This window comes from Serratia sp. CY76391, assembly GCF_052166695.1.
GTDB classification, from domain to species: Bacteria; Pseudomonadota; Gammaproteobacteria; order Enterobacterales; family Enterobacteriaceae; genus Serratia; species Serratia nematodiphila.
Genome location: NZ_JBJNOJ010000010.1, coordinates 189,631 through 211,714, shown reverse-complemented (window position 1 = coordinate 211,714; position 22,084 = coordinate 189,631). Strand labels below are relative to the sequence as shown.

23 protein-coding genes and 1 other RNA gene are annotated in these 22,084 nt (G+C 59.4%); 15 read left to right on the top strand and 9 right to left on the bottom strand.

What is annotated here, in order from left to right; translation table 11 throughout:
- Positions 1–126: 126 nt before the first annotated feature.
- Positions 127–490, bottom strand: a transfer-messenger RNA (tmRNA) gene (ssrA, locus tag ACJ8PN_RS19395).
- Positions 491–539: 49 nt separating this feature from the next.
- Complete coding sequence (gene smpB, locus ACJ8PN_RS19390) at positions 540–1,022, bottom strand: SsrA-binding protein SmpB (RefSeq protein ID WP_016929804.1); 483 nt, start codon at positions 1,020–1,022, stop codon at positions 540–542.
- Positions 1,023–1,183: 161 nt separating this feature from the next.
- On the opposite strand from smpB, the gene ACJ8PN_RS19385 reads away from it, so the two are divergent.
- On the top strand, positions 1,184–1,618 hold the full coding sequence (locus tag ACJ8PN_RS19385) for a type II toxin-antitoxin system RatA family toxin (protein ID WP_004929096.1): 435 nt from the start codon (positions 1,184–1,186) through the stop codon (positions 1,616–1,618).
- Complete coding sequence (locus ACJ8PN_RS19380) at positions 1,611–1,895, top strand: RnfH family protein (RefSeq protein ID WP_004929098.1); 285 nt, start codon at positions 1,611–1,613, stop codon at positions 1,893–1,895. Before ACJ8PN_RS19385 ends, ACJ8PN_RS19380 begins: the two co-directional genes overlap by 8 nt.
- 118 nt (positions 1,896–2,013) lie before the next feature.
- On the opposite strand, the gene bamE is transcribed toward ACJ8PN_RS19380, so the two are convergent.
- The 3 genes from bamE to nadK all read right to left on the bottom strand — a co-directional run bounded on the left by bamE (position 2,014) and on the right by nadK (position 5,219).
- Complete coding sequence (gene bamE, locus ACJ8PN_RS19375; RefSeq protein WP_004929101.1) at positions 2,014–2,352, bottom strand: outer membrane protein assembly factor BamE; 339 nt, start codon at positions 2,350–2,352, stop codon at positions 2,014–2,016.
- A gap of 240 nt (positions 2,353–2,592) precedes the next feature.
- Positions 2,593–4,254, bottom strand: a complete 1,662-nt coding sequence (gene recN, locus ACJ8PN_RS19370; protein WP_171454607.1) for a DNA repair protein RecN — start codon at positions 4,252–4,254, stop codon at positions 2,593–2,595.
- Between the two features lie 86 nt (positions 4,255–4,340).
- Complete coding sequence (nadK, locus tag ACJ8PN_RS19365; RefSeq protein WP_004929107.1) at positions 4,341–5,219, bottom strand: NAD(+) kinase; 879 nt, start codon at positions 5,217–5,219, stop codon at positions 4,341–4,343.
- Positions 5,220–5,344: 125 nt separating this feature from the next.
- On the opposite strand from nadK, the gene grpE reads away from it, so the two are divergent.
- Positions 5,345–5,929: a nucleotide exchange factor GrpE gene (gene grpE / locus ACJ8PN_RS19360; RefSeq protein ID WP_016929801.1), complete on the top strand. Its 585-nt coding sequence runs from the start codon at positions 5,345–5,347 to the stop codon at positions 5,927–5,929.
- Positions 5,930–5,985: 56 nt separating this feature from the next.
- Here grpE and ung read toward each other — a convergent pair whose 3' ends face one another.
- Positions 5,986–6,669: a uracil-DNA glycosylase gene (gene ung / locus ACJ8PN_RS19355; RefSeq protein WP_004929112.1), complete on the bottom strand. Its 684-nt coding sequence runs from the start codon at positions 6,667–6,669 to the stop codon at positions 5,986–5,988.
- A gap of 346 nt (positions 6,670–7,015) precedes the next feature.
- Between ung and grcA the strand changes: the two genes are divergently transcribed.
- The 3 genes from grcA to ACJ8PN_RS19340 all read left to right on the top strand — a co-directional run bounded on the left by grcA (position 7,016) and on the right by ACJ8PN_RS19340 (position 9,301).
- A complete protein-coding gene (gene grcA / locus ACJ8PN_RS19350) occupies positions 7,016–7,399 on the top strand; it encodes an autonomous glycyl radical cofactor GrcA (protein ID WP_004929114.1) in 384 nt (127 codons plus the stop codon).
- Between the two features lie 188 nt (positions 7,400–7,587).
- A complete protein-coding gene (locus tag ACJ8PN_RS19345; RefSeq protein WP_415422159.1) occupies positions 7,588–8,553 on the top strand; it encodes a phospholipase in 966 nt (321 codons plus the stop codon).
- Positions 8,546–9,301 carry an ankyrin repeat domain-containing protein gene (locus ACJ8PN_RS19340; protein ID WP_442535162.1) on the top strand — a complete coding sequence of 252 codons (756 nt, stop codon included), beginning with the start codon at positions 8,546–8,548 and terminating at the stop codon, positions 9,299–9,301. The genes ACJ8PN_RS19345 and ACJ8PN_RS19340 overlap by 8 nt, the downstream gene beginning before the upstream one ends.
- Before the next feature lie 52 nt (positions 9,302–9,353).
- Here the strand turns inward: ACJ8PN_RS19340 and srmB are convergent, their stop codons facing one another.
- A complete protein-coding gene (gene srmB / locus ACJ8PN_RS19335; protein ID WP_047025578.1) occupies positions 9,354–10,676 on the bottom strand; it encodes an ATP-dependent RNA helicase SrmB in 1,323 nt (440 codons plus the stop codon).
- A 132-nt stretch (positions 10,677–10,808) separates the two neighbouring features.
- Here srmB and trmN point away from each other — a divergent pair, with 132 nt between their 5' ends.
- Positions 10,809–11,555, top strand: coding sequence for a tRNA(1)(Val) (adenine(37)-N(6))-methyltransferase TrmN (gene trmN / locus ACJ8PN_RS19330; protein WP_410214357.1), 747 nt, complete (start codon positions 10,809–10,811; stop codon positions 11,553–11,555).
- A 38-nt stretch (positions 11,556–11,593) separates the two neighbouring features.
- Here trmN and nadB read toward each other — a convergent pair whose 3' ends face one another.
- Positions 11,594–13,195, bottom strand: coding sequence for an L-aspartate oxidase (gene nadB, locus ACJ8PN_RS19325; RefSeq protein ID WP_019452310.1), 1,602 nt, complete (start codon positions 13,193–13,195; stop codon positions 11,594–11,596).
- Positions 13,196–13,409: 214 nt separating this feature from the next.
- Between nadB and rpoE the strand changes: the two genes are divergently transcribed.
- The 4 genes from rpoE to rseC are packed head-to-tail and all read left to right on the top strand — an operon-like array spanning position 13,410 to position 16,101.
- On the top strand, positions 13,410–13,985 hold the full coding sequence (rpoE, locus tag ACJ8PN_RS19320) for an RNA polymerase sigma factor RpoE (RefSeq protein WP_004929136.1): 576 nt from the start codon (positions 13,410–13,412) through the stop codon (positions 13,983–13,985).
- A 30-nt stretch (positions 13,986–14,015) separates the two neighbouring features.
- A complete protein-coding gene (gene rseA / locus ACJ8PN_RS19315; protein WP_015378809.1) occupies positions 14,016–14,669 on the top strand; it encodes an anti-sigma-E factor RseA in 654 nt (217 codons plus the stop codon).
- Entirely contained in the window at positions 14,669–15,625 is a 957-nt protein-coding gene (gene rseB, locus ACJ8PN_RS19310) for a sigma-E factor regulatory protein RseB (RefSeq protein ID WP_004929141.1), read from the top strand. The genes rseA and rseB overlap by 1 nt, the downstream gene beginning before the upstream one ends.
- A complete protein-coding gene (gene rseC / locus ACJ8PN_RS19305) occupies positions 15,625–16,101 on the top strand; it encodes a SoxR-reducing system protein RseC (RefSeq protein WP_442535161.1) in 477 nt (158 codons plus the stop codon). Before rseB ends, rseC begins: the two co-directional genes overlap by 1 nt.
- Here rseC and ACJ8PN_RS19300 read toward each other — a convergent pair.
- A complete protein-coding gene (locus ACJ8PN_RS19300) occupies positions 16,098–16,934 on the bottom strand; it encodes a hypothetical protein (protein WP_411261794.1) in 837 nt (278 codons plus the stop codon). The genes rseC and ACJ8PN_RS19300 overlap by 4 nt on opposite strands.
- A 519-nt stretch (positions 16,935–17,453) precedes the next feature.
- On the opposite strand from ACJ8PN_RS19300, the gene lepA reads away from it, so the two are divergent.
- The 4 genes from lepA to era all read left to right on the top strand — a co-directional run bounded on the left by lepA (position 17,454) and on the right by era (position 22,083).
- A complete protein-coding gene (lepA, locus tag ACJ8PN_RS19295; protein ID WP_004929150.1) occupies positions 17,454–19,253 on the top strand; it encodes a translation elongation factor 4 in 1,800 nt (599 codons plus the stop codon).
- Positions 19,254–19,285: 32 nt separating this feature from the next.
- Positions 19,286–20,263 (top strand): signal peptidase I, encoded by a 978-nt coding sequence (gene lepB / locus ACJ8PN_RS19290; protein ID WP_004929153.1) that lies wholly within the window; start codon positions 19,286–19,288, stop codon positions 20,261–20,263.
- A gap of 234 nt (positions 20,264–20,497) precedes the next feature.
- A complete protein-coding gene (rnc, locus tag ACJ8PN_RS19285) occupies positions 20,498–21,178 on the top strand; it encodes a ribonuclease III (RefSeq protein WP_004929158.1) in 681 nt (226 codons plus the stop codon).
- Positions 21,175–22,083, top strand: coding sequence for a GTPase Era (era, locus tag ACJ8PN_RS19280; protein ID WP_004929162.1), 909 nt, complete (start codon positions 21,175–21,177; stop codon positions 22,081–22,083). The genes rnc and era overlap by 4 nt, the downstream gene beginning before the upstream one ends.
- Position 22,084: the final 1 nt, after the last annotated feature.

Below are 22,084 nucleotides of genomic sequence, written 5' to 3'. Positions count from 1 at the left end.
GGCCCGGGGGAACCCGGGCCAAGGGGCTTCTTCCCTGAATGTGACAAAAACAAAAAAGCCCGCAACCGAAGTTGTGGGCTTTTTCGCTATTATCGCCGGGTCTATCTGGTTCACTGGCGACGTATTTGGTGGAGCTGGCGGGAGTTGAACCCGCGTCCGAAATTACTACACCGTCGGCACTACATGCTTAGTCCAATCTTTACATTCGCCGGCCAGCTGCGGATGGACACGCTACTGACAGACTAGCCTGATTGAGTTTAACGCTTCAGCCCCAGGCAGGACGTCCACGCGATCTCTTTTGGGTTTGACCTCTCTTGATCCCCGTCCTAAGAGCGGAGGCTAGGGAGAGAGGGCTCTAAGCAGGTTATTAAGCTGCTAAAGCGTAGTTTTCGTCGTTTGCGACTATTTTTTTGCGGCTTTTTACGAGGCCAACCGCCCCTCGGCATGCTCCTAGGGCTTCGCAAATCCCGTCGAATCCAGAATCAGCCCCAAGTAACTTTGTGCAGTATACCAGAAGTTTACCTCGATAAGCCAGCGGCTTAACGATTGGCGTGCTTCATGATGCGGGCTTTCGCCGTCTGCCATTCGCGATCTTTGATGTCATCGCGTTTGTCGTGCTCTTTCTTGCCTTTGGCTACGCCGATCTTGATCTTGCTCCAGGCATTTTTCCAATACAGGGACAAGGCCACCACGGTGTAACCGTCGCGGTTGACGCGGCCGAGCAGGGTGTCCAGCTCGCGCCGGTTCAGCAGCAGTTTACGGGTACGCGTTGGATCGCACACCACATGCGACGAAGCCACGTTAAGCGGGGTGATGGTGGCGCCAAACAGATAGGCTTCACCGTCACGGAACGTCACGTAGCTGTCGCTGAGGTTGGCTTTGCCTGCACGCAGCGATTTAACTTCCCACCCTTGCAGCGACAGACCCGCCTCGAACTCTTCTTCAATGAAGTATTCGAAACGCGCGCGCTTGTTTTGGGCAATGGTGGCGGAACCGGGTTTGTGTGCTTTTTTCTTTGTCATAGTGCGTTCATTATACTGGATGCTTCAGCGAAAGAAATCCTTTCCCGTTCAGCACCTGCGCAATTTTTCGCATTTTTGGTCCCCTCATCCCGTAGCAGATTTTTTGTTTGCCGCCAGATAAATGGTATTATCTGTACGTTTTATGTCTTACAGGAAATGATATGCCCCAGATCAGTCGGTCTGCATTAGTGCCGTTCAGCGCCGAGCAGATGTATCAGTTGGTTAACGATGTTCATTCTTACCCCGATTTTCTGCCAGGCTGCACCGGCAGCCGGGTGCTTAACGCTACCTCCAACGAGATGACCGCCGCGGTGGACGTCGCCAAGGCCGGTATCAGCAAGACTTTCACCACGCGCAATACGCTGCTGGATAACCAGAGCATCAATATGCAGCTGGTTGATGGCCCGTTCCGCAAGCTGATGGGAGGCTGGCAGTTCACGCCGCTGAGCGAAGAGGCCTGCAAGGTGGAGCTGCACCTGGACTTCGAGTTCACCAACAAACTGATTGAGCTGGCGTTCGGCAAGGTGTTCAAAGAGCTGGCGGGTAGCATGGTGCAGGCATTCACCCAGCGGGCGAAAGAGGTCTACAGTGTCTGACATCCAGGTCGAGGTGGTGTACGCCTTGCCGGAGCGGCAGTACCTGCGCAAGGTGAAGCTGGCCGAGGGCAGCAGCGTCGAGCAGGCGATCCAGGCTTCGGGCCTGCTGGAGCTGCGCCAGGATATCGATCTCAAGAGCAACAAAATCGGCATCTACAGCCGCCCGGCCAAGCTGGGCGATACGCTGAACGACGGCGACCGGGTGGAGATCTACCGGCCCTTGATAGCCGATCCGAAAGAGCTGCGCCGGCAACGGGCAGAAAAGGCAAAAAAATAAGGCGCTTATAGCGCCTTATTTTTTTATCTGAAACTGATTTTCTCTTCCGCGTTGCAGCCTGCGACTGTCATGAGGAACATCATGCCCCCTCATGGGCCGGAAGAGCGGGCGGCACCGATTACTTGGTCAGCGCCGGTTTGTTCTGGATGTCGGTCAACACGCCTGCGCTGTCGAAGGTCAGCGTCAGCGTCTGCTGGGTGATGTCTTCATGGCCAGGCTGCTGGCGGAACACATAGAACCACGTTTGCGTTCCGAACGGGTCTTGCAGCATTGGGGTGCCCAATGTGTAAGCGACCTGTTGCTGGGTCATCCCTTTCTGGATTTTCGCCACGTCGGTCGACGTCAGGTAGTTCCCCTGGTTGATGTCAGGACGATAAACCACCTTTTCAAAAGTAGAACAGCCTGCAGTCAGCATCACAAGAACTACAGCGGCGGCAGTCAGCGTTTTACAGCGCATAGTAATCACATTCCTTTAGGGCATAGGATGCCGATGATAATAGACCTTGCGGCAGTTGGAAACCTTTATACCCTTCATCTTTCACGTTGCGACGCATTGGCTTTCCTGTAGCACCTCAAGCGCTTGGCCTTTTTCAGGCTGTTGAGATGGCTTTGGATCACCGCCGCGCCGCACTTTAGATATTTCTCGGGCCAACAGCGTCACTGTCAGACCGCAGGAAAGTGAAAAAGTTGAGCTTTTTTATGCGGCCAGCAGTTCTTTGGCGTTCGCCAACGTATTGCGGGTGACTTCGCTGCCGCCGAGCAGGCGCGCCAGCTCCTGCAGCCGGGCGCGTTTATCCAGCGGCGCCATCTGGGTTTCGGTAACCGTGCCGTCGGTCTGCTTGCTGACGAACAGGTGCTGATGCCCGCATCCGGCCACCTGCGGCAGGTGGGTGACGCACATCACCTGGGTGGATTCGCCGAGCTGGCGCAGCAGGCGGCCGACGATGGCGGCGGTTGGGCCGCTGATGCCCACGTCCACCTCATCGAAGATTAGCGCCGGGGTTTCCATCTTGCGGGCGGTGATCACCTGAATGGCCAGCGCGATGCGCGACAGCTCGCCGCCGGAGGCGACCTTCGCCAGCGGCTGCAGCGGTTGCCCCGGGTTGGTGGAGACGCAGAACTCGGTGCGGCTGGCCCCTTCGGCGCTCAGGTGCTGCGGTTCGAAGCGCACGTCGATGTTGAATTTGCCGTGCGGCATGGAGAGGGCCTGCATGCTGTCGGTGATGAGCGTGGTCAGCTCGGCGGCGTAGTGCAGGCGTTTCTGGTGCAGCTCTTCCGCCAGCGCCAGCGCCTGCTGGTGATGCAGGGTGACCGCCTCGTTCAGGTGTTCATGGTCGCTTTCCTGCTGTGACAGCAGCTGCTGTTCATCCAGTAACTGCTGATGCAGCTGCGGCAGCTCTTCCGGCGCGACCTGATGTTTGCGCGCCAGGCTGATTTGGCGCGACAGGCGTTGCTCCAGCTCGTGCAGGCGGTTGGGATCGAGATCCATGCGATCGGCGTAATGGCGCAGCTCGTCGCTGGCTTCGCTGATCTGGATAGAGGCCTCTTCCAGCATGTCCAGCAGGCCGTTGAGCTTATCGTCCAACCCGGCCAGCTCAAGCAGCAGGTGTTTGGCGCTGTAAAGCTGGCTGAGCATGTTGTTCTCGTCGCTGTCGGCCAGCAGCTGCAACGTTTGCTGGCTGAGGGTCAGCAGCTGGCCGCTGTTGGCCAGGCGCTTGTACTCGGCGTCGGTCTGCTCGAACTCGCCGGCCTGCGGCGCGAATTCATTCAGCTCTTTCAATTGGTATTGCAGCAGCTGCTTGCGCGCTTCGCGCTCGATGGACTGCTGTTGATGGTGCGCCAGCTCGCGGCAGCTCTGATGCCAGCGCTGGTAGGCCTGGCTCATCGCCGCCAGCAGGGCGGGTTCGTCGGCGTAGGCGTCGAGCAGCGCTTTTTGGTGCTCCGGCTTAAGCAGCAGTTGATGGGCGTGTTGACCGTGGATTTGAATCAGGCGTTGCCCCAGCTCGCGCAGCTGCGACAGCGGCACGGCGGTGCCGTTGATAAAGCCGCGCGAACGGCCGTCGGCGTTGATCACCCGCCGCAGCAGGCATTCGTTGCTGTCGTCCAGCTGGTTCTGCTCCAGCCATTCGCGCGCGGACGGGGTGTCCGCCAGCGAGAAGCGGGCGCAGATGTCGGCGCGGGCGGCTCCCAGGCGCACCACGTTGCCGTCGGCGCGGTTGCCGAGGCACAGCCCCAGCGCATCGATAGCGATGGATTTGCCGGCGCCGGTTTCACCGGTGATCGCCGTCATGCCCGGTTGAAAATCGATTTCCAACTCACGAACGATAGCAAAGTTGCTGATGGTTAATTGCGCCAGCATGGGAACCTTCCTGTGTATAAACACATAACTGTAGTTTCATACAGTATAAACTGGTTTTATATACAGTAAAGTGGCCGACGCAGATTTTAGAACAATTTTTTCGACCAGCCCAACTTGGTGCTTAACGTGTTGAAATAGCTGTAGTCCTTCGGGTGAATCAGGTTCAGATGGAAGTTGCTGCGGCGGATCAGCACTTCTTCGCCTTCCTGGATCGGCAGCGCGATCTGGCTGTCGCAGCTGATCTCCAGATCGCTGCCGATCTGCGAAAACTTCAGGCGGATGGTGCTGTCGCCGTTGATCACCAGCGGCCGGGCGGAAAGGGTGTGCGGGAACATCGGCACCAGCGCGATCGCCTCCAGCGACGGGGTGAGGATCGGCCCGCCGGCGGAGAGCGAGTAGGCGGTGGAGCCGGTCGGGGTGGCGATGATCAGGCCGTCGGAGCGCTGTGAGAAGGCGAAGCGATCGTCGATGTACACCTCGAATTCGATCATGTGCGCCACTTTGCCGGGGTGCAGCACCACCTCGTTGATGGCGGTGCTGATGCGGCACTGCTGGTGCTCTTTATGCACGATGGTTTCCAACAGGAAACGCTGTTCGTCGATGTACTCGCCTTCCAGCACGTCCGCCAGCTGCTGCAGAGCGTTGTCGGGATCGAGATCGGTAAGGAAGCCGAGGTTGCCGCGGTTGACTCCGATCACCTTGATGTCGTAGCGCGCCAGCACGCGCGCGGCGCCGAGCATGTTGCCGTCGCCGCCGACCACCACCGCCAGGTCGGCCCGCTGGCCGATATCCGCCAGGCTGCCGGTCACGGCGTCTTTCAGCCCCAAATCATGGGCGATTTGGCGTTCGACCATCACCGAATAGCCGCGGGCGACCAGCCAGTGGAACAGCATCTCGTGGGTTGCCAGCGCTGAAGGGTGACGCGGGTGGCCAACAATGCCAATACAGGCGAATTTTTTATTCATTTGCTGTGATTTTCCTCACCGGGACCCGTTTATGCCCCACATTGTGACCGGTTGACTTGAAACCCCGGTTTTGATCCCCATAATAAGCCAAGTTGCGAGATTAATGCTAAAACGCGGAGATATTCATGAGTAGTAAAGAACAGAAGACGCCAAACGAGCAAGTCTCGGAAGAAATGGAACAACACGCTCATCACGAGGATACGCTGCCGGAAGCGGCGGAAGGCGTCGATCTGCGCGATGCGCGTATCGCCGAACTGGAAGCCCAACTGGCGGAAGCTCAGCAGCAAGAGCGCGACAGCCTGCTGCGCGCCAAAGCGGAAGCGGAAAACATCCGTCGCCGCGCCGAACTGGACGTCGAGAAAGCGCACAAGTTCGCCCTGGAGAAATTCTCTGGTGATCTGTTGCCGGTGATCGACAACCTGGAGCGCGCGCTGGATCTGGCGGATAAAAACAATCCGGAACTGGCCGCGATGATTGAAGGCATCGAGCTGACGCTGAAATCGCTGCTGGACGTGGTGCGCAAGTATGGCATCGAAATCGTCGGTGACGTCAACGTGCCGTTCAACCCGGAAGTGCATCAGGCGATGAGCATGATGGAATCCGCCGATCACCAGCCGAACCATGTGATGATGGTGATGCAGAAAGGCTATACGCTGAACGGCCGCCTGCTGCGCCCGGCGATGGTCGCGGTCTCCAAGGCCAAGGCGTAATCGCCCCGGCAACGATATAAAGAAAGGCACCCAAGGGTGCCTTTTTTGTCTCTGGGCTACGCCTGCGGCAGGCGCGGCATCCAGTCGATCGGCGTGAGCCCTTGCTGCTCCAGCAGCTGATTGGCCTGCGAGAAGTGGCGGCAGCCGAGGAAACCGCGGTGCGCTGAAAGCGGCGACGGGTGTGGCGCTTTCAGCACGTGGTGGCGGTTGCGGTCGATAAAGTTGCCTTTCTTCTGCGCGTGCGAGCCCCACAGCAGGAACACCACGCCTTCGCGGTTCTCGTTCAGGGCGGCGATCACTTTATCGGTAAAGGTTTCCCAGCCCAAATTGGCGTGCGAGTGCGCGCGGCCGCCTTCCACCGTCAGCACGGTGTTGAGCAGCAGCACCCCCTGTTCGGCCCAGCTTTGCAGGTAACCGTGATCCGGGCGTTCGAAACCGGGAATGTCGGTTGCCAGCTCTTTATACATATTCACCAGCGACGGCGGCGCCGGCACGCCGGGGCGCACCGAGAAAGAGAGGCCGTGCGCCTGATTGGGGCCGTGGTAGGGATCCTGACCGAGGATGACGACTTTGACGTCCGCCAGCTCGGTAAAGCGGAACGCGTTGAACACGTCTTTCTGTGGTGGATAAATGGTCTTACCAGCCTGGCGCTCAGCGGCAACAAAGGCGAGCGTTTCAACAAAATAGGGCTGCTCTTTCTCTTTGCCGATCACGTCATGCCAGGTGAGGGAGGTGGCCATAAACGCTCTCCTTTGTTTTCTTTAGCAATTCATGGGCTATAGCTTACCGTGTCGGCCCGCGCAGCGAAACCCGCTTTTCATTTCTCGCCGCCGTTTGCAATGCAATTATTTTTGAAAATTTACAAAAATAATTGTTTTTTAGCGCAGTGGGAAAATTGATATAAAACATAAATTTGCCCATTCTCGCGTTGTGCCTACCCGGTAAAAATTGACTTTAATCAAAGAACTGGCCCGGTCAGGCTGGTATACAGAACAACAAGACAACAATGGTTTTACCAAATGGCCGAAACCAGAATTGGGTTTTCTCACGATGTGAATTTTTACGCCCTTGTACGGAGGCAACATAATGATTACCGGTATTCAAATTACCAAAGCGAACGACCAGGCGCTGGTGAATTCTTTCTGGCTGCTGGACGATGAAAAAGCGGAAGCCCGCTGCGTGTGCGCCAAGGCTAACTACGCGGAAGATCAGGTTGTCGCGGTGAGCGATCTGGGCCAGATCGAATACCGTGAAGTGCCGCTGGAAATGCAGCCGACCGTGCGCGTGGAAGGCGGTCAGCACCTGAACGTCAACGTGCTGCGCCGTGAAACGCTGGAAGACGCGGTCAAGCATCCGGAAAAATACCCGCAGCTGACCATCCGCGTGTCCGGCTATGCGGTGCGTTTCAATTCCCTGACGCCGGAACAGCAGCGCGACGTTATCGCCCGCACCTTTACCGAAAGCCTGTAATCGGCGGCGCAATCGTAGTTAATGAGGGAGCTTCGGCTCCCTTTTTGCGTTTGGCGGCCGAAAACCAAACGTGGATCACAATTTGCACAAAGTTAAGCATTCCTGATACAGAACTCATCCGACCTGCCGATAGCTAAGTCAGTACCTATTCAGGTGCTCAATAAAAAGTCTATCGACAAGGAGTCGGCATGAGTATGCCTTTAAGTTTTACCTCTGCAGTATCTCCGGTGGCCGCGATCCCTACACCTCGCGCCATCGCCGAGACGGCACCGGCGGCGCAGCCCGCAGCCGCGCCGGCAAGTCCCGCGCCGGTGGCCACCCCCTCTCAGAACACGCTCAATGCGCAGAATCTGTTGAATACGTTGGTCGGCGATCTCTCCGCAGCGGCGCCGACGGCGGCGGCGGCAGTGCCGGGCGTGACCCGGGGGCAGCAATCGCAAGAGGGCGATTATGCGTTGGCGCTGTTGGCCAAGGACGTTTACTCGCTGAACGGCCAGGGCGCCGCCGGGTTCAACCGTCTGAGCGACAGCGCGCTGCTCGGGTTCGGCATCGATCCCGCCAGCCTGCACGACGCGGGCAGCGGTTTCCAGGCCGGGATTTACAGCAACGACAAGCAGTATGTGTTGGCGTTCGCCGGCACCAACGACTGGCGCGATTGGCTGAGCAATGTGCGGCAGGCGACGGGTTATGACGATGTGCAGTACAATCAGGCGGTTGCCGCCGCCAAAAGCGCCAAGGCGGCCTTCGGCGATGCGCTGGTGATCGCCGGCCATTCGCTCGGCGGCGGTCTGGCGGCCACGGCGGCGCTGGCGACCGGCACCGTTGCGGTCACCTTCAATGCGGCCGGGGTGTCGGATTACACCCTGAATCGCCTGGGTATCGATCCGGCGGCGGCTAAGAAAGATGCCGAAGCCGGCGGCATCCGTCGTTACAGCGAGCAATATGACATGCTGACCAGCACCCAGGAGTCGACTTCGCTGATCCCGGACGCCATTGGCCACAACATCACCCTGGCCAACAGCGATACCCTGACCGGCATCGATGACTGGCGGCCGAGCAAACATCTCGATCGCAGCCTCACGGCGCACGGCATCGACAAGGTGATAAGCTCGATGGCGGAACAAAAGCCGTGGGAGGCGAAGGCCAATGCCTGAAGGGCGTCGCTTGCGGCGGGCGCTGGCGATAGCCTTACTGGCGCTGGTCGCGGTGACCGGTTTACTGATGATGGCTAAGGAGCAACAGATGGGGCAGGAGATTTCACCGTTTGACGGCCGCAGCAATCTGGCGCTGGCTCTGGCGGTGGCGCGCGGCGATACGCAGGGTATCCATGCGCAGGCTACGCAGGATCGTTTGCGCGAACGGGGCGATCGGCAGGTCACGCTGTTGCAGTGGGCGGTACTTTCGCAACAGCCGGCCAGCGTGCAGGCGTTGCTGGAGCTCGGTGCCGACCCGGCGACGGCGGGGCTGGACGGCAACAGCGCGCTGCACACCGCGGCGATGTTGCAAGACGCACAGTATCTGCGGTTGTTGCTGACCGAAGGGGCGCAGGTGAATGTGCGCAATGCCGTTACCGGCGCCACGCCGCTTGCGGCGGCGGTGCTGGCCGGGCGTGAGGAGCAACTGCGGCTGTTGCTGGCGGCTGGGGCGGACACCACCCTGAGCGATCGGCTGGGGGATACCCCGCTGCATCTGGCGGCGAAGATTAATGCGCCGCACCTGGCGCTGTTGCTGTTGCAGGCCGGTACCGATGCCCGGGCGCGCAATCAGCAGGGTTTTGCGTTCCAGTTTTATTTCTCGCAAACGCCGGCGCATTTGCAGAATGACGAGCTGAAGGCGCAGTTCCGCGAGCTGGACAAATGGCTGCAGGGGCATCGCCTGGCCACGCACTACGCGCAGCAGTAAACGCCCATAAAAAAACCGCCTGCACAGGCGGTTTTTTCTTGAACAGTGGCGGTTATTGCGCGTCGCCGGTTGGTTTGGCCTTCGCCTGACGGCGTTTGCCGACGTTTTTGGCGTCGCGATGGCGCACTTTCACCTTGGCCTTTTCTTTGTTCTTCGCTTTATCTTCCGCGCGTTTGGCCAGCACTTTCTTCGATGGCTTGCCGTTGCTCTTCTCGTTCGGCACCTTGGTTTTCGGCCGCAGCTCGTCGATCACGCGCGCTTTCAGCGGTTCGTTCAGGTAACGGCCCACTTTGCCCAGCAGCAGATGATCGTGCGCTTCCACCAGCGAAATGGCGGTGCCTTTGCGCCCGGCGCGGCCGGTACGGCCGATGCGGTGCAGGTAGGTATCCGCCGTGCGCGGCATGTCGAAGTTGAACACGTGGGTGATATCGAGGATATCCAGGCCGCGCGCGGCAACGTCGGTGGCCACCAGCACGTTAACCCGGCCATCCATCATGCGTTTGACCGCTTCGTTGCGTTTGGCCTGCACCATTTCGCCTTCGAGATAACAGGTGTTGATGCCCGCTTCGCGCAGCCAGGTGGCCAGCTCGTGCACACGCTCGCGCTTGCGCACGAAGATCACCGATTTCTGCACGTCCGGCTGTTTCAGCAGGTGGATCAGCAGCGCGGTTTTGTGCTGCACGTCATCGGCGCGGTAGTACCACTGCAGGATCTTCTTGCGTTCGCGGCGCGACGGATCGGCTTCCACTTCCACCGGCTCTTTCAGGATGCGTTCGGCGAATTCGCGGATCGCTTCGCCTTCGAGCGTGGCGGAGAACAGCAGCGTCTGGTTGCGCCAGCGGGTTTCGGCGGAGATGGTTTCGATGTCCTGCGCGAAGCCCATGTCGAGCATGCGGTCGGCTTCGTCGAGGATCAGGGTTTCCACCGCGCGGCAGTCGAAGTTCTCTTCTTTAATGTATTGCAGCAAGCGGCCGGTGGTGGCGACCACCACGTCCTGGTTTTCGCTGAACACTTCCGCGTGGTTCATGTAAGCGACGCCGCCGGTGATGGTGGCGATATCCAGCGAGGTATGAGCAGCCAATTCACGCGCCTGGTCGGCGACCTGCATCGCCAGTTCACGCGTTGGCGTCAGGATCAGCACGCGCGGCGGGCCGGATTTCTTGCGTGGAAAGTCCAGCAGGTGCTGCAACACGGGCAGCAGGAAGGCGGCGGTTTTGCCGGTGCCGGTCGGAGCCGAACCTAAGACGTCGCGCCCGTCCATCGCCGGCGGGATCGCAGCGGCCTGAATGGCAGTGGGGCGATCGTAGCCTTTGTCGCGCAGCGCGTCGATCAGGCGATCATCGAGTTCGAGTTCGGAAAAAGTGGTTGCTGTCATGGTCTACCTCTACTTGGGGCGCCGATTATAGACGGGTTGGCCGCGATCTTCACCTATTTAAGCGGAAAGCCGCTCTTTTCCCGCCGATCAGATTGCCTTATGCTACGCCAGTTTTATAGCCAGGTGGTGAGTGTGAGCAAGCGATCGAAAGCCGATTTTACCCCGCGCCGCGGGGGGTTTACCTTTAAACAATTCTTTGTCGCCCACGATCGTTGCGCCATGAAAGTGGGCACCGACGGGGTGTTGCTCGGCGCCTGGGCGCCGGTGGGGCAGGCGCGCCGGGTGCTGGACATCGGCAGCGGCAGCGGGCTGATCGCGCTGATGCTGGCGCAGCGCAGCGGCGACGAGGTGACCGTCGACGCGGTGGAACTGGACGAAGCCGCCGCCGGCCAGGCGCGCGAAAACGCGGCGGAATCGCCGTGGCCGCAGCGCATCCGTGTGCATGCGCAGGATATTCATCATTATGCGCAGCAGCATGCCGCTGAGTATGATCTGATCGTCAGCAATCCGCCGTATTTTGAGCCGGCGGTGGCCTGCCGCGACCAGGCGCGCCACAACGCGCGCTACACCGAAACCCTGACGCACGACGCGCTGTTGGCCTGCGCGGCGCAGCTGCTGGTGGAGCAAGGAACGTTTTGCGTGGTGCTGCCGCACGACATCGGCGCCGAATTTGAACGCCTGGCGCAGCAAAGCGGCTGGCACACGGCGGCGAAAGTGAACGTCAGCGATCGGGCCGATACGCCGCTGCACCGGGTGCTGCTGGCGCTGACGCGTAAGGAAACGCCGCTGCGGGAGCAGGCGCTGGCGATCAAACAGGCCGACGGCAGCTATACCGACGATTTTCGTCGGTTGATCGCTGACTTCTACCTGTTCTACTGAAAAGAAAAGGGCGCCGATAAGGCGCCCTGTCGCTTTGTTTAAGGCTGCAAAATGGTCGGCAGCGCTTCCGGCAGCAAATCCGGGTAGTCCAGCGTGTAGTGCAGGCCGCGGCTCTCTTTGCGCGCCATGGCGCTGCGCACGATAAGCTCGGCCACCTGCACCAGATTGCGCAGCTCCAGCAAGTTGTTGGAGATGCGGAAGTGAGCGTAGTACTCGTCGATTTCCGCCTGCAGCGTATTGATGCGGCGCAGGGCGCGCTCAAGGCGCTTGGTGGTGCGCACGATGCCGACGTAATCCCACATGAACAGCCGCAGCTCGTGCCAGTTGTGCTGGATCACCACCCGTTCGTCCGCATCGTCCACCCGGCTTTCATCCCAGTGCGGCACCTGTTTGGCCTGCTGGATGAACGGCAGGCGCTGCAGAATGTCTTCCGCGGCCGACCAACCGTAAACCAGGCACTCCAGCAGCGAATTCGACGCCATGCGATTGGCTCCGTGCAGGCCGGTGTAGCTGACCTCGCCGATGGCGTACAACCCGTCGAGATCGGTGCGGCCGTGCTGATCGACCATCACGCCGCCGCAGGTGTAGTGCGCCGCCGGGACGATAGGGATCGGTTGCCGAGTCAGATCGAAGCCCAGCGTCAGCAGCTTTTCGTGGATCATCGGGAAGTGCTGGGTGATGAATTCCGCCGGCTTGTGGCTGATGTCCAGGTACATGCAGTCGGCGCCCAGGCGCTTCATTTCATGGTCGATGGCGCGGGCGACGATATCGCGCGGGGCCAGTTCGCCGCGCGGGTCGAAATCTGGCATAAAGCGGCTGCCGTCCGGGCGTTTCAGGTAGGCGCCTTCACCGCGCAGCGCTTCGGTCAGCAGGAAGTTGCGCGCCTGCGGGTGGAACAGGCAGGTCGGGTGGAACTGGTTGAACTCCAGGTTGGCGACCCGGCAGCCGGCGCGCCAGGCCATGGCGATGCCGTCGCCGGAGGAGATGTCCGGGTTGGTGGTGTATTGGTATACCTTGGCCGCGCCGCCGGTGGCCAGCACCACCGTTTTGGCGCGGTAGGTTTCCACCCGCTCCAGCTCGCGGTTCCAGACGTAAGCGCCCACAACTCGGCGGGTGCCCGGCAGGCCGATTTTGTTCGAGGTAATAAGGTCGACCGCGTTGCGGCGTTCCATCACGCAAATATTGGGGTGAGCGCTTGCTTTCCCTACCAGCGTGGTCTCTACTTCCTTACCGGTAGCGTCTGCGGCGTGCAGGATGCGGCGATGGCTGTGGCCGCCTTCGCGCGTGAGATGATAATGCTCCTCGCCCTGCGCGTTGACCTCGGTGTCGAACAGCACGCCCTGATCGATCAGCCATTGCACGCAGTGGCGCGCGTTGCCGGCGATGAATTCGACGGCCTCTTTGTCGCACAGGCCGGCGCCGGCAATCAAAGTGTCATCAACGTGTGAGGCAATGCTGTCCGTCTCATCGAACACCGCGGCGATCCCGCCCTGGGCGTAAAAGGTGGCTCCCTCGCTGAGCGGCCCCTTGCTGAGAACGGTAACCTTGCAATGCTGCGCCAGGCGCAGCGCCAGTGACAGGCCCGCAGCGCCGCTGCCGACGATCAGTACATCGCTAACATGTTCAGATGATGGTTGCATAACGTATGATGTGTGCAGAAGAAGAGTGAATTTCATGTTAGCCTAACTGTCCGGGCAAAAGCCACGGATAGGGTGACATCAACAGAAAAAACAATGGCGATATGGAACTTCGTGTTCTATATGAACTCCAAGCGAGTGCTTGCTCAGGAAAATAATGTATGGCTGGCAGTACAATTTTACGCGTGGAGACGGATTTGGGGAGAGTTTACCTCGGATGAGCGAGCAGTTAACGGATCAAGTTCTGGTCGAGCGGGTCCAAAAGGGCGACCAGAAGTCGTTTAACCTACTGGTAGTGCGCTATCAGCATAAGGTGGCGAGTCTCGTTTCCCGCTATGTGCCGCAGGGCGATGTGCCCGATGTGGTGCAGGAGTCGTTTATCAAGGCCTATCGCGCACTGGAATCGTTCCGTGGCGACAGCGCTTTTTATACCTGGTTGTATCGAATCGCCGTGAACACGGCAAAGAATTATCTGGTTGCTCAGGGGCGCCGTCCGCCATCCAGTGATGTGGACGCCAACGATGCGGAAAATTACGAAAGTGCGGGCGCACTGAAAGAAATTTCGAACCCTGAGAACTTAATGTTGTCAGAAGAGCTGAGACAGATAGTTTTCCGTACCATTGAGTCTCTCCCTGAGGATCTTCGCATGGCGATTACCCTGCGGGAGTTGGATGGTCTAAGCTACGAAGAAATAGCCGCCATCATGGATTGCCCGGTCGGAACCGTACGTTCGCGTATTTTCCGCGCCCGGGAAGCTATCGATAATAAAGTTCAACCGCTGATCCAGCGTTAGCAATGGCGGGCACAGGAAGGGTACTTAGGCATGCAGAAAGAAAAGCTTTCCGCTCTGATGGATGGTGAATCGTTCGACAGCGAGCTGTTGAGTTCTCTGTCGCAAGATCGAACGCTTCAACAAAGCTGGCAGAGCTATCACCTGATACGTGACACACTGCGAGGTGATGTCGGACAAGTGATGCATCTCGACATCGCCGATCGCGTCGCCGCTGCACTTGAGAAAGAACCCGCCCGGCTGGTGCCTTCCGCCGTTCAGGAATCTCAGCCGCAGCCTCACACCTGGCAGAAAATGCCGTTCTGGGACAAAGTGCGTCCTTGGGCAAGCCAGATTACGCAAATCGGCATGGCGGCCTGCGTGTCGCTGGCGGTGATCGTCGGCGTGCAGCACTACAACCAGCCTTCTGCGACATCGAACGCGTCCGAATCGCCGGCGTTCACCACGCTGCCGATCATGGGGCAGGCCTCGCCGGTCAGCCTGGGCGTTCCTGCCGACAGTTTCTCCACCGGCAGCGGCCAACAGCAGCAGGTGCAGGAACAGCGCAAGCGTATCAACGCCATGCTGCAGGACTATGAACTGCAACGTCGCCTGCATTCGGATCAGCTGCAGCTTGAGCAAGGCAACCCGCAACAGGCTGCCATTCAGGTTCCCGGAACTCAGTCTTTAGGAATGCAACAGCAGTAATGAAGCAAATCTGGTTCTCCGTTTGTTTATTGACGGGCAGCCTGCTCTATTCCAGCATCGCCCCGGCGCAGCCAACTGCGTCCGGGGCGTTATTGCAACAGATGAGCAGCGCCAGCCGTTCTCTCAATTACGAGCTCGCCTACATCAGCGTCAGCAAGCAGGGAATCGAGTCGTTGCGCTATCGCCATGCGGTGATCGGCAACGTGCCGCTCGGCCAGCTGCTGCATATGGATGGCCCGCGCCGCGAAGTGTTGCAGCGCGGCGGCGGGATCAGCTACTTCGAACCCGGTCTGGAGCCGTTCACGCTCACTGGCGATCACATCGTCGATGCGCTGCCGGCGATCGTTTATGCCGATTTCACCCGTCTGGCGAAGTATTACGACTTCATCTCCGTGGGCAGCACCCGCATCGCCGATCGGCCGTGTGAAGTGCTGCGCGTGGTGGCGCGCGACGGTTCCCGCTACAGCTACATCGTCTGGATGGACGAAGACACCAAGCTGCCGCTGCGGGTAGATCTGCTCGATCGCGACGGCGAAACGCTGGAGCAATACCGGGTGATCTCCTTCGCGGTCGGTGCTGAGGTGCAGGGCGCGATGCAGGGGCTGCTCAAAGCCAACCTGCCGCCGCTGCTGTCGCTGCCGGCGGTGGAAAATGTCCAGCTCAGCTGGAGCACCGGCTGGCTGCCGGCCGGCGTGGACGAGGTGGCGCGCAATCGCCGCAAATTGCCGAACGTCGCCGTGCCGGTGGAATCCCGGCTCTACAGCGATGGCCTGTTCAGCTTCTCGGTCAACGTCAGCCCGGCGGGCAGCGGCGCCGGGCAGCAGTACTACCGTCAGGGGCGCCGCACCATTCAGACCGAAGTGCGCGCGGGCAACGAAATCACGATTGTGGGCGAATTGCCGCCGGCGACGGCCAAGCGCATCGCCGACAGCATTTCTTTCAAGGTATCGCCGTAATGATGAAAGAGTGGGCCACGGTGGTTTCGTGGCAACAGGGCGTAGCGCTGCTGCGCTGTGAACCCAAGGCCGGTTGCGGCAGCTGCACCGCGCGCTCCGGCTGTGGCGCGCGTGCGCTGAACGAGCTGGTGCCGGAAACCGAGCATCAGCTGCAGGTACATATCGATCAGCCGCTCGAACCGGGGCAGCGCGTCGAGGTCGGCATCGCGGAAGGCAGCCTGCTGCGCTCCGCCATGCTGGTTTACCTGACACCGCTGCTGGGTATGATGCTGGGCGGCACGCTGCTGCAATATGGCTTCGGCAGCGACGCCTCGGCGGCAGTCGGCGCCGTGTTGGGCGGCGGTACGGCCTTTATGCTGGCGCGCCGCTTGGCTCGACGTCTGGGCGAGCAGGCCGATTACCAGCCGGTGGTGCTGCAAATTGGGTTGCCGCCTACCGCGATGCGCATGCAGGCGGAAAACTCCCCGCTGATTTAAACCGATGGCCGCGTCATCGCCGGGGTGTGATAGGCGGGGATGCGGTTGTGGATCATATGCTCCAACAGCGCGATGAATAGATCGGCGCTGAGCAGCGAATCGTAGTTAATCGCGAACAGCACATTTCCCTGGCCGTCGAATAAGCGGATGCCGCGCTGCGGATGATTTTCCAACGCGCGGATCTGTTCGATAGGCACGTTTCCCCGTTCCGTCGTCAGCAGGGTGGCGCTCAGCCGCAGCGTTTCGGTCGGCGTGCCTTGCTGCTTGCCGAGCAGCAACTGCCACAGCCAGCGCGCGTCGCCCTCTATGGTGTGAAACGACACCGTCCCCCCCTGATAGAGCGCATTCAGCGCCAGCGGCCCGCGCTGCTGCAGCTGTTGGTCGACGATCACGTCCGCCAATCGCCACGAGTGGGCGACGTTGCTGAAAACCGTGCACCAGGGCTGATCTGCACCGGCGCGGAACGCCGTAACGTCAAACAGCCCGCCAAAAGCCTGGCCGCCGCGAAAGCGATAGATGTCGCCGATCTTCTCAAACGGGATGAAACGCTCTTTGTGATGGTGGCTGTCAAAGACCCGCACGCCGTGCTCGTACAGACGATAGGTCAGCGTCGGACGCAGATAATGCCGCAGCGCCAGCAGCGTACAGCCGAGTAAAATCGTGCCCGCGCCGGCTTGCAACAGCGTGATGACCTGGCTTTCGTCAATGCTGCTCAGCAGCGGCAGCACCAACAGCGCTGCCCCCACGCTAAACAGCAGCGCCGCCGCCGCCAGTATGCCCCAGTTGACCTTTGAAAAATCGTGCCGGCTCAGCATTTGCCCTTTATCGATCATAATGCACCTTCCAATCAACGTACGCAGATATGCTGGTGAACCCCGGTGGGCTGCCGATGTAGTGCCCTGAATAATGTTTTGTCGCGGAGCTCATGCCCTTTCTATCCGAGGGACGGTGGTGGCGTATATGGGGTTTTTCCTAAAGGAAGTGGGGCAAAATGGAATTCTAAGAGGTTGATCCAAATATTCTTTTTTTATAATTTCGGAGAGGGTTTATTGCGCTGTGGCCGGTTATGTATTAGCGCCGAAGTTTGACGGCCACGAAGCACCGGCAAGCCTTGGGTTCAGGCCGCATCGTCCGCGTTAACATCTGTTTTCACCCGCCGGGGCGCCCTGTAACATTTAGCGGCGCATAATAGAATGCCTTCACTGCACCGATCGCTAGGTTTTCAGTGGTGTGGCATGTAGAATGCAGCGATTCAGGTGCAAGACGGCCTAACCCATTCACTGTCGCTTTAGGTCCATGCGGGTTTCTATAGGCGAGTAATTCAGAAATACCAAGGCAGAAAAACTTTTATAATGAAGCATATACGAAATTTCTCCATTATTGCCCATATTGACCACGGTAAGTCGACGCTGTCTGACCGCATTATCCAAATCTGCGGTGGCTTGACCGACCGTGAAATGGCTGCGCAGGTGCTCGATTCCATGGATCTGGAGCGCGAGCGCGGCATCACCATCAAGGCGCAGAGCGTGACGCTGGATTATAAAGCGCAGGATGGGCAGACCTATCAGCTTAACTTTATCGACACTCCCGGCCACGTTGACTTCTCCTATGAAGTTTCCCGCTCGCTGGCGGCCTGCGAAGGCGCGCTGCTGGTGGTGGACGCCGGCCAGGGCGTAGAAGCCCAGACGCTGGCCAACTGCTACACCGCGATCGAAATGGATCTGGAAGTGGTGCCGGTGTTGAATAAAATCGACCTGCCGGCCGCCGATCCGGATCGCGCCGCGCAGGAAATTGAAGACATCGTCGGCATCGACGCCACCGATGCCGTGCGCTGCTCGGCCAAAACCGGCGTCGGCGTGCCCGACGTGCTGGAGCGCCTGGTGCGCGACATTCCGCCGCCGCAGGGCGATCCGGATGCGCCGCTGCAGGCACTGATCATCGACTCCTGGTTCGATAACTACCTGGGCGTCGTGTCGCTGGTGCGCGTCAAGAACGGCACGCTGCGCAAGGGCGACAAGATCAAGGTCATGAGCACCGGCCAGGTGTATAACGCCGATCGTTTGGGCATCTTCACGCCGAAGCAGGTCGATCGCGACGTGCTGAACTGCGGCGAAGTGGGCTGGCTGGTCTGTGCGATCAAAGACATCCTCGGCGCGCCGGTGGGCGATACCCTGACGCAGGCGCGTCAGCCGGCGGATAAAGCGTTGCCGGGCTTCAAGAAAGTGAAGCCGCAGGTGTACGCCGGTCTGTTCCCGATCAGCTCCGACGACTATGAATCTTTCCGCGATGCGCTGGGCAAGCTGAGCCTTAACGACGCCTCCCTGTTCTACGAGCCGGAAAGCTCCACCGCGTTGGGCTTCGGCTTCCGCTGCGGCTTCCTCGGTCTGCTGCACATGGAGATCATTCAGGAGCGTCTGGAGCGTGAATACGATCTGGATCTGATCACCACCGCGCCGACGGTAGTCTATGAAGTGGAAACCACCGGCAAGGAAGTGATCTACGTCGACAGCCCGTCCAAGCTGCCGCCGTTGAACAACATCCAGGAACTGCGCGAGCCGATCGCCGAATGTCACATGCTGATGCCGCAGGAATACCTGGGCAACGTCATCACCCTGTGCGTCGAGAAGCGCGGCGTGCAGACCAACATGGTCTACCACGGCAACCAGGTGGCGCTGACCTATGAAATCCCGATGGCGGAAGTGGTGCTCGACTTCTTCGACCGCCTGAAGTCCACGTCGCGTGGTTATGCGTCGCTGGATTACAACTTCAAGCGCTTCCAGGCCTCCGACATGGTGCGTGTGGACGTGCTGATCAACAACGAGCGCGTGGATGCGCTGGCGCTGATCACTCACCGCGACAACTCGCAGTACCGCGGCCGTGAATTGGTGGAGAAGATGAAAGATCTGATCCCGCGTCAGCAGTTCGACATCGCGATTCAGGCGGCGATCGGCACGCACATCATCGCGCGCTCCACCGTGAAGCAGCTGCGTAAAAACGTGCTGGCGAAATGCTACGGCGGTGACGTCAGCCGTAAGAAAAAGCTGCTGCAGAAGCAGAAAGACGGTAAGAAACGCATGAAGCAGGTCGGCAACGTCGAGCTGCCGCAGGAAGCGTTCCTGGCCATTCTGCACGTCGGTAAAGACGGCAAGTAACCGCGACGAGTTCGCGAAACGAGGGAGTTTGCATGGCGAATATGTTTGCCCTGATCCTGGCGTTGGCCACCCTGGTCACCGGGATCATCTGGTGCTTCGAGCGCTTTAAATGGGCGCCGGCCCGCCGCGCGAAGATCGCGGCGGTCAACGCACAGACCGCGGGCGCCGTAGACGATAAAACGCTGGCGAAAGTGGCGAAGCAGCCAGGCTGGGTGGAGACCGGCGCATCGGTCTTCCCGGTGTTGCTGCTGGTATTTGTGGTGCGTTCGTTTATTTACGAACCGTTCCAGATCCCGTCCGGCTCAATGATGCCGACGCTGTTGATTGGCGATTTCATTCTGGTGGAGAAATATGCCTACGGCATTAAAGATCCGATTACCCAGACGACGCTCATTGAAACCGGCCATCCGAAGCGTGGTGATATTGCGGTATTTAAATATCCGCTGGATCCGAAACTGGATTATATCAAGCGCGTGATTGGCCTGCCGGGCGACCGTATTACTTACGATCCGGTGAATAAGCGCGTCACGGTGCAGCCGTCCTGCAACAGCGGGCAGTCCTGTGATACCGCGCTGGCCGTGACCTACGCCGATGCGCAGCCGAGCGACTTCGTGCAGCTGTTCAGCCGCAGCGGCATGGGCGAGGCCAGCAACGGCTTCTACCAGATCCCGCTGAACGATAACGTGCCGTCGGGCGGCATTCGCATGCGTGAGCGCCAGGAAAGCCTCGGCAACGTCACGCACCGCATCCTGACCGTGCCGGACGCGCAGGATCGGGTGGGCGCTTACTACCAACAGCCGGGCAAACCGTTGGCGGAGTGGGTGGTGCCGGCCGGGCATTACTTCATGATGGGCGACAACCGTGACAACAGCGCGGACAGCCGTTACTGGGGCTTTGTGCCGGAGAAGAATCTGGTGGGCAAAGCCACGGCCATCTGGATGAGCTTTGAAAAACAGGAAGGCGAGTGGCCTACCGGCGTGCGTTTCAGCCGGATCGGCGGCATTCATTAATCGCTGATTTATTCCCTGTCAATTTCACGCCGCAGCCTACTGCGGCGTGAAAGATTAAGAGGATATAAACACAGCATTATGTTTCCACTCGTTGTAGAATACCTTCTCGAGCGATAAAAGTTGGCTCCTGCTGGGAGCCACTGCAAACGAAACAGCTTTGGATCGGCTTTCGGCGAAGCAGGCCTGTTCCGTGTGCTGCAAGTTTTTGACGCATTCTTGATCTATTGGTAACTCATGAACCCCATCGTAATAAACAGGCTGCAGCGGAAGCTGGGCTACACTTTTCAACAGCAGGAGCTTTTACTGCAGGCTTTGACTCACCGCAGCGCCAGCAGTAAACACAATGAACGTCTTGAGTTTCTGGGTGACTCGATTCTGAGCTTTGTCATCGCCAATGCGCTCTATCACCGTTTTCCTCGCGTAGACGAGGGCGACATGAGCCGCATGCGCGCCACGCTGGTGCGCGGCAACACGCTGGCGGAGATGGCGCGCGAGTTTGACCTGGGCGAATGTCTGCGGCTTGGGCCGGGCGAATTGAAAAGTGGTGGGTTCCGCCGCGAGTCAATCCTGGCGGATACGGTGGAGGCATTGATCGGCGGCGTGTTCCTGGACAGCGACATCCAGACCGTCGAGCGTCTGATTTTGGACTGGTATCGCAGCCGGTTGGACGAAATCAGCCCCGGCGATAAGCAGAAAGACCCGAAAACCCGTTTGCAGGAATTTTTGCAGGGGCGTCATCTGCCGTTGCCTTCTTATTTGGTGGTGCAGGTTCGCGGTGAAGCGCACGACCAGGAGTTTACCATCCACTGCCAGGTGAGTGGTTTGAGCGAGCCCGTGGTGGGCACCGGCTCGAGCCGCCGTAAAGCCGAGCAGGCGGCAGCGGAACAAGCGCTGAAAAAGCTGGAGCTTGAATGAGCGAAGTAAAACAACACTGCGGGTTTATCGCCATCGTCGGCCGCCCGAACGTGGGCAAATCGACGTTGCTGAACCAACTGCTGGGGCAGAAGGTTTCCATTACGTCGCGTAAGCCGCAGACGACCCGTCACCGCATCATGGGCATCGACACCGATGGCGCCTATCAGGCGATCTACGTCGATACCCCAGGGCTGCACATCGAAGAAAAACGCGCCATCAACCGTTTGATGAACCGCGCGGCCAGCAGCTCGATCGGTGACGTTGAGCTGGTGATCTTCGTGGTCGAAGGCACCAACTGGACCGCCGACGACGAAATGGTGGTCAACAAGCTGCGCAGCCTGCGCTGCCCGGTATTGCTGGCGATCAACAAGGTCGATAACGTTACCGACAAATCCAAGCTGTTGCCGCACATCGCGTTCCTCAGCCAGCAGATGAACTTCCTCGACGTGGTGCCTATCTCCGCCGAGAAAGGGATGAACGTCGACACCATCGCCGGCATCGTGCGCAAGCTGCTGCCGGAAGCGGAACACCACTTCCCGGAAGACTACATCACCGATCGCTCCCAGCGCTTTATGGCGTCTGAGATCATTCGCGAGAAGCTGATGCGTTTCCTGGGCGAAGAGCTGCCGTACTCGGTGACGGTAGAAATCGAACAGTTCGTGGCTAACGATCGCGGCGGCTACGATGTGCACGGCCTGATCCTGGTTGAGCGCGAAGGCCAGAAGAAAATGGTCATCGGCAACAAGGGCGCCAAGATCAAAACCATCGGCATCGAAGCGCGTCAGGACATGGAACAAATGTTCGACGCCAAAGTGCATCTCGAGCTGTGGGTGAAAGTGAAATCCGGTTGGGCGGACGACGAACGTGCGCTGCGCAGCCTGGGCTATGTTGACGATCTGAAGTAAC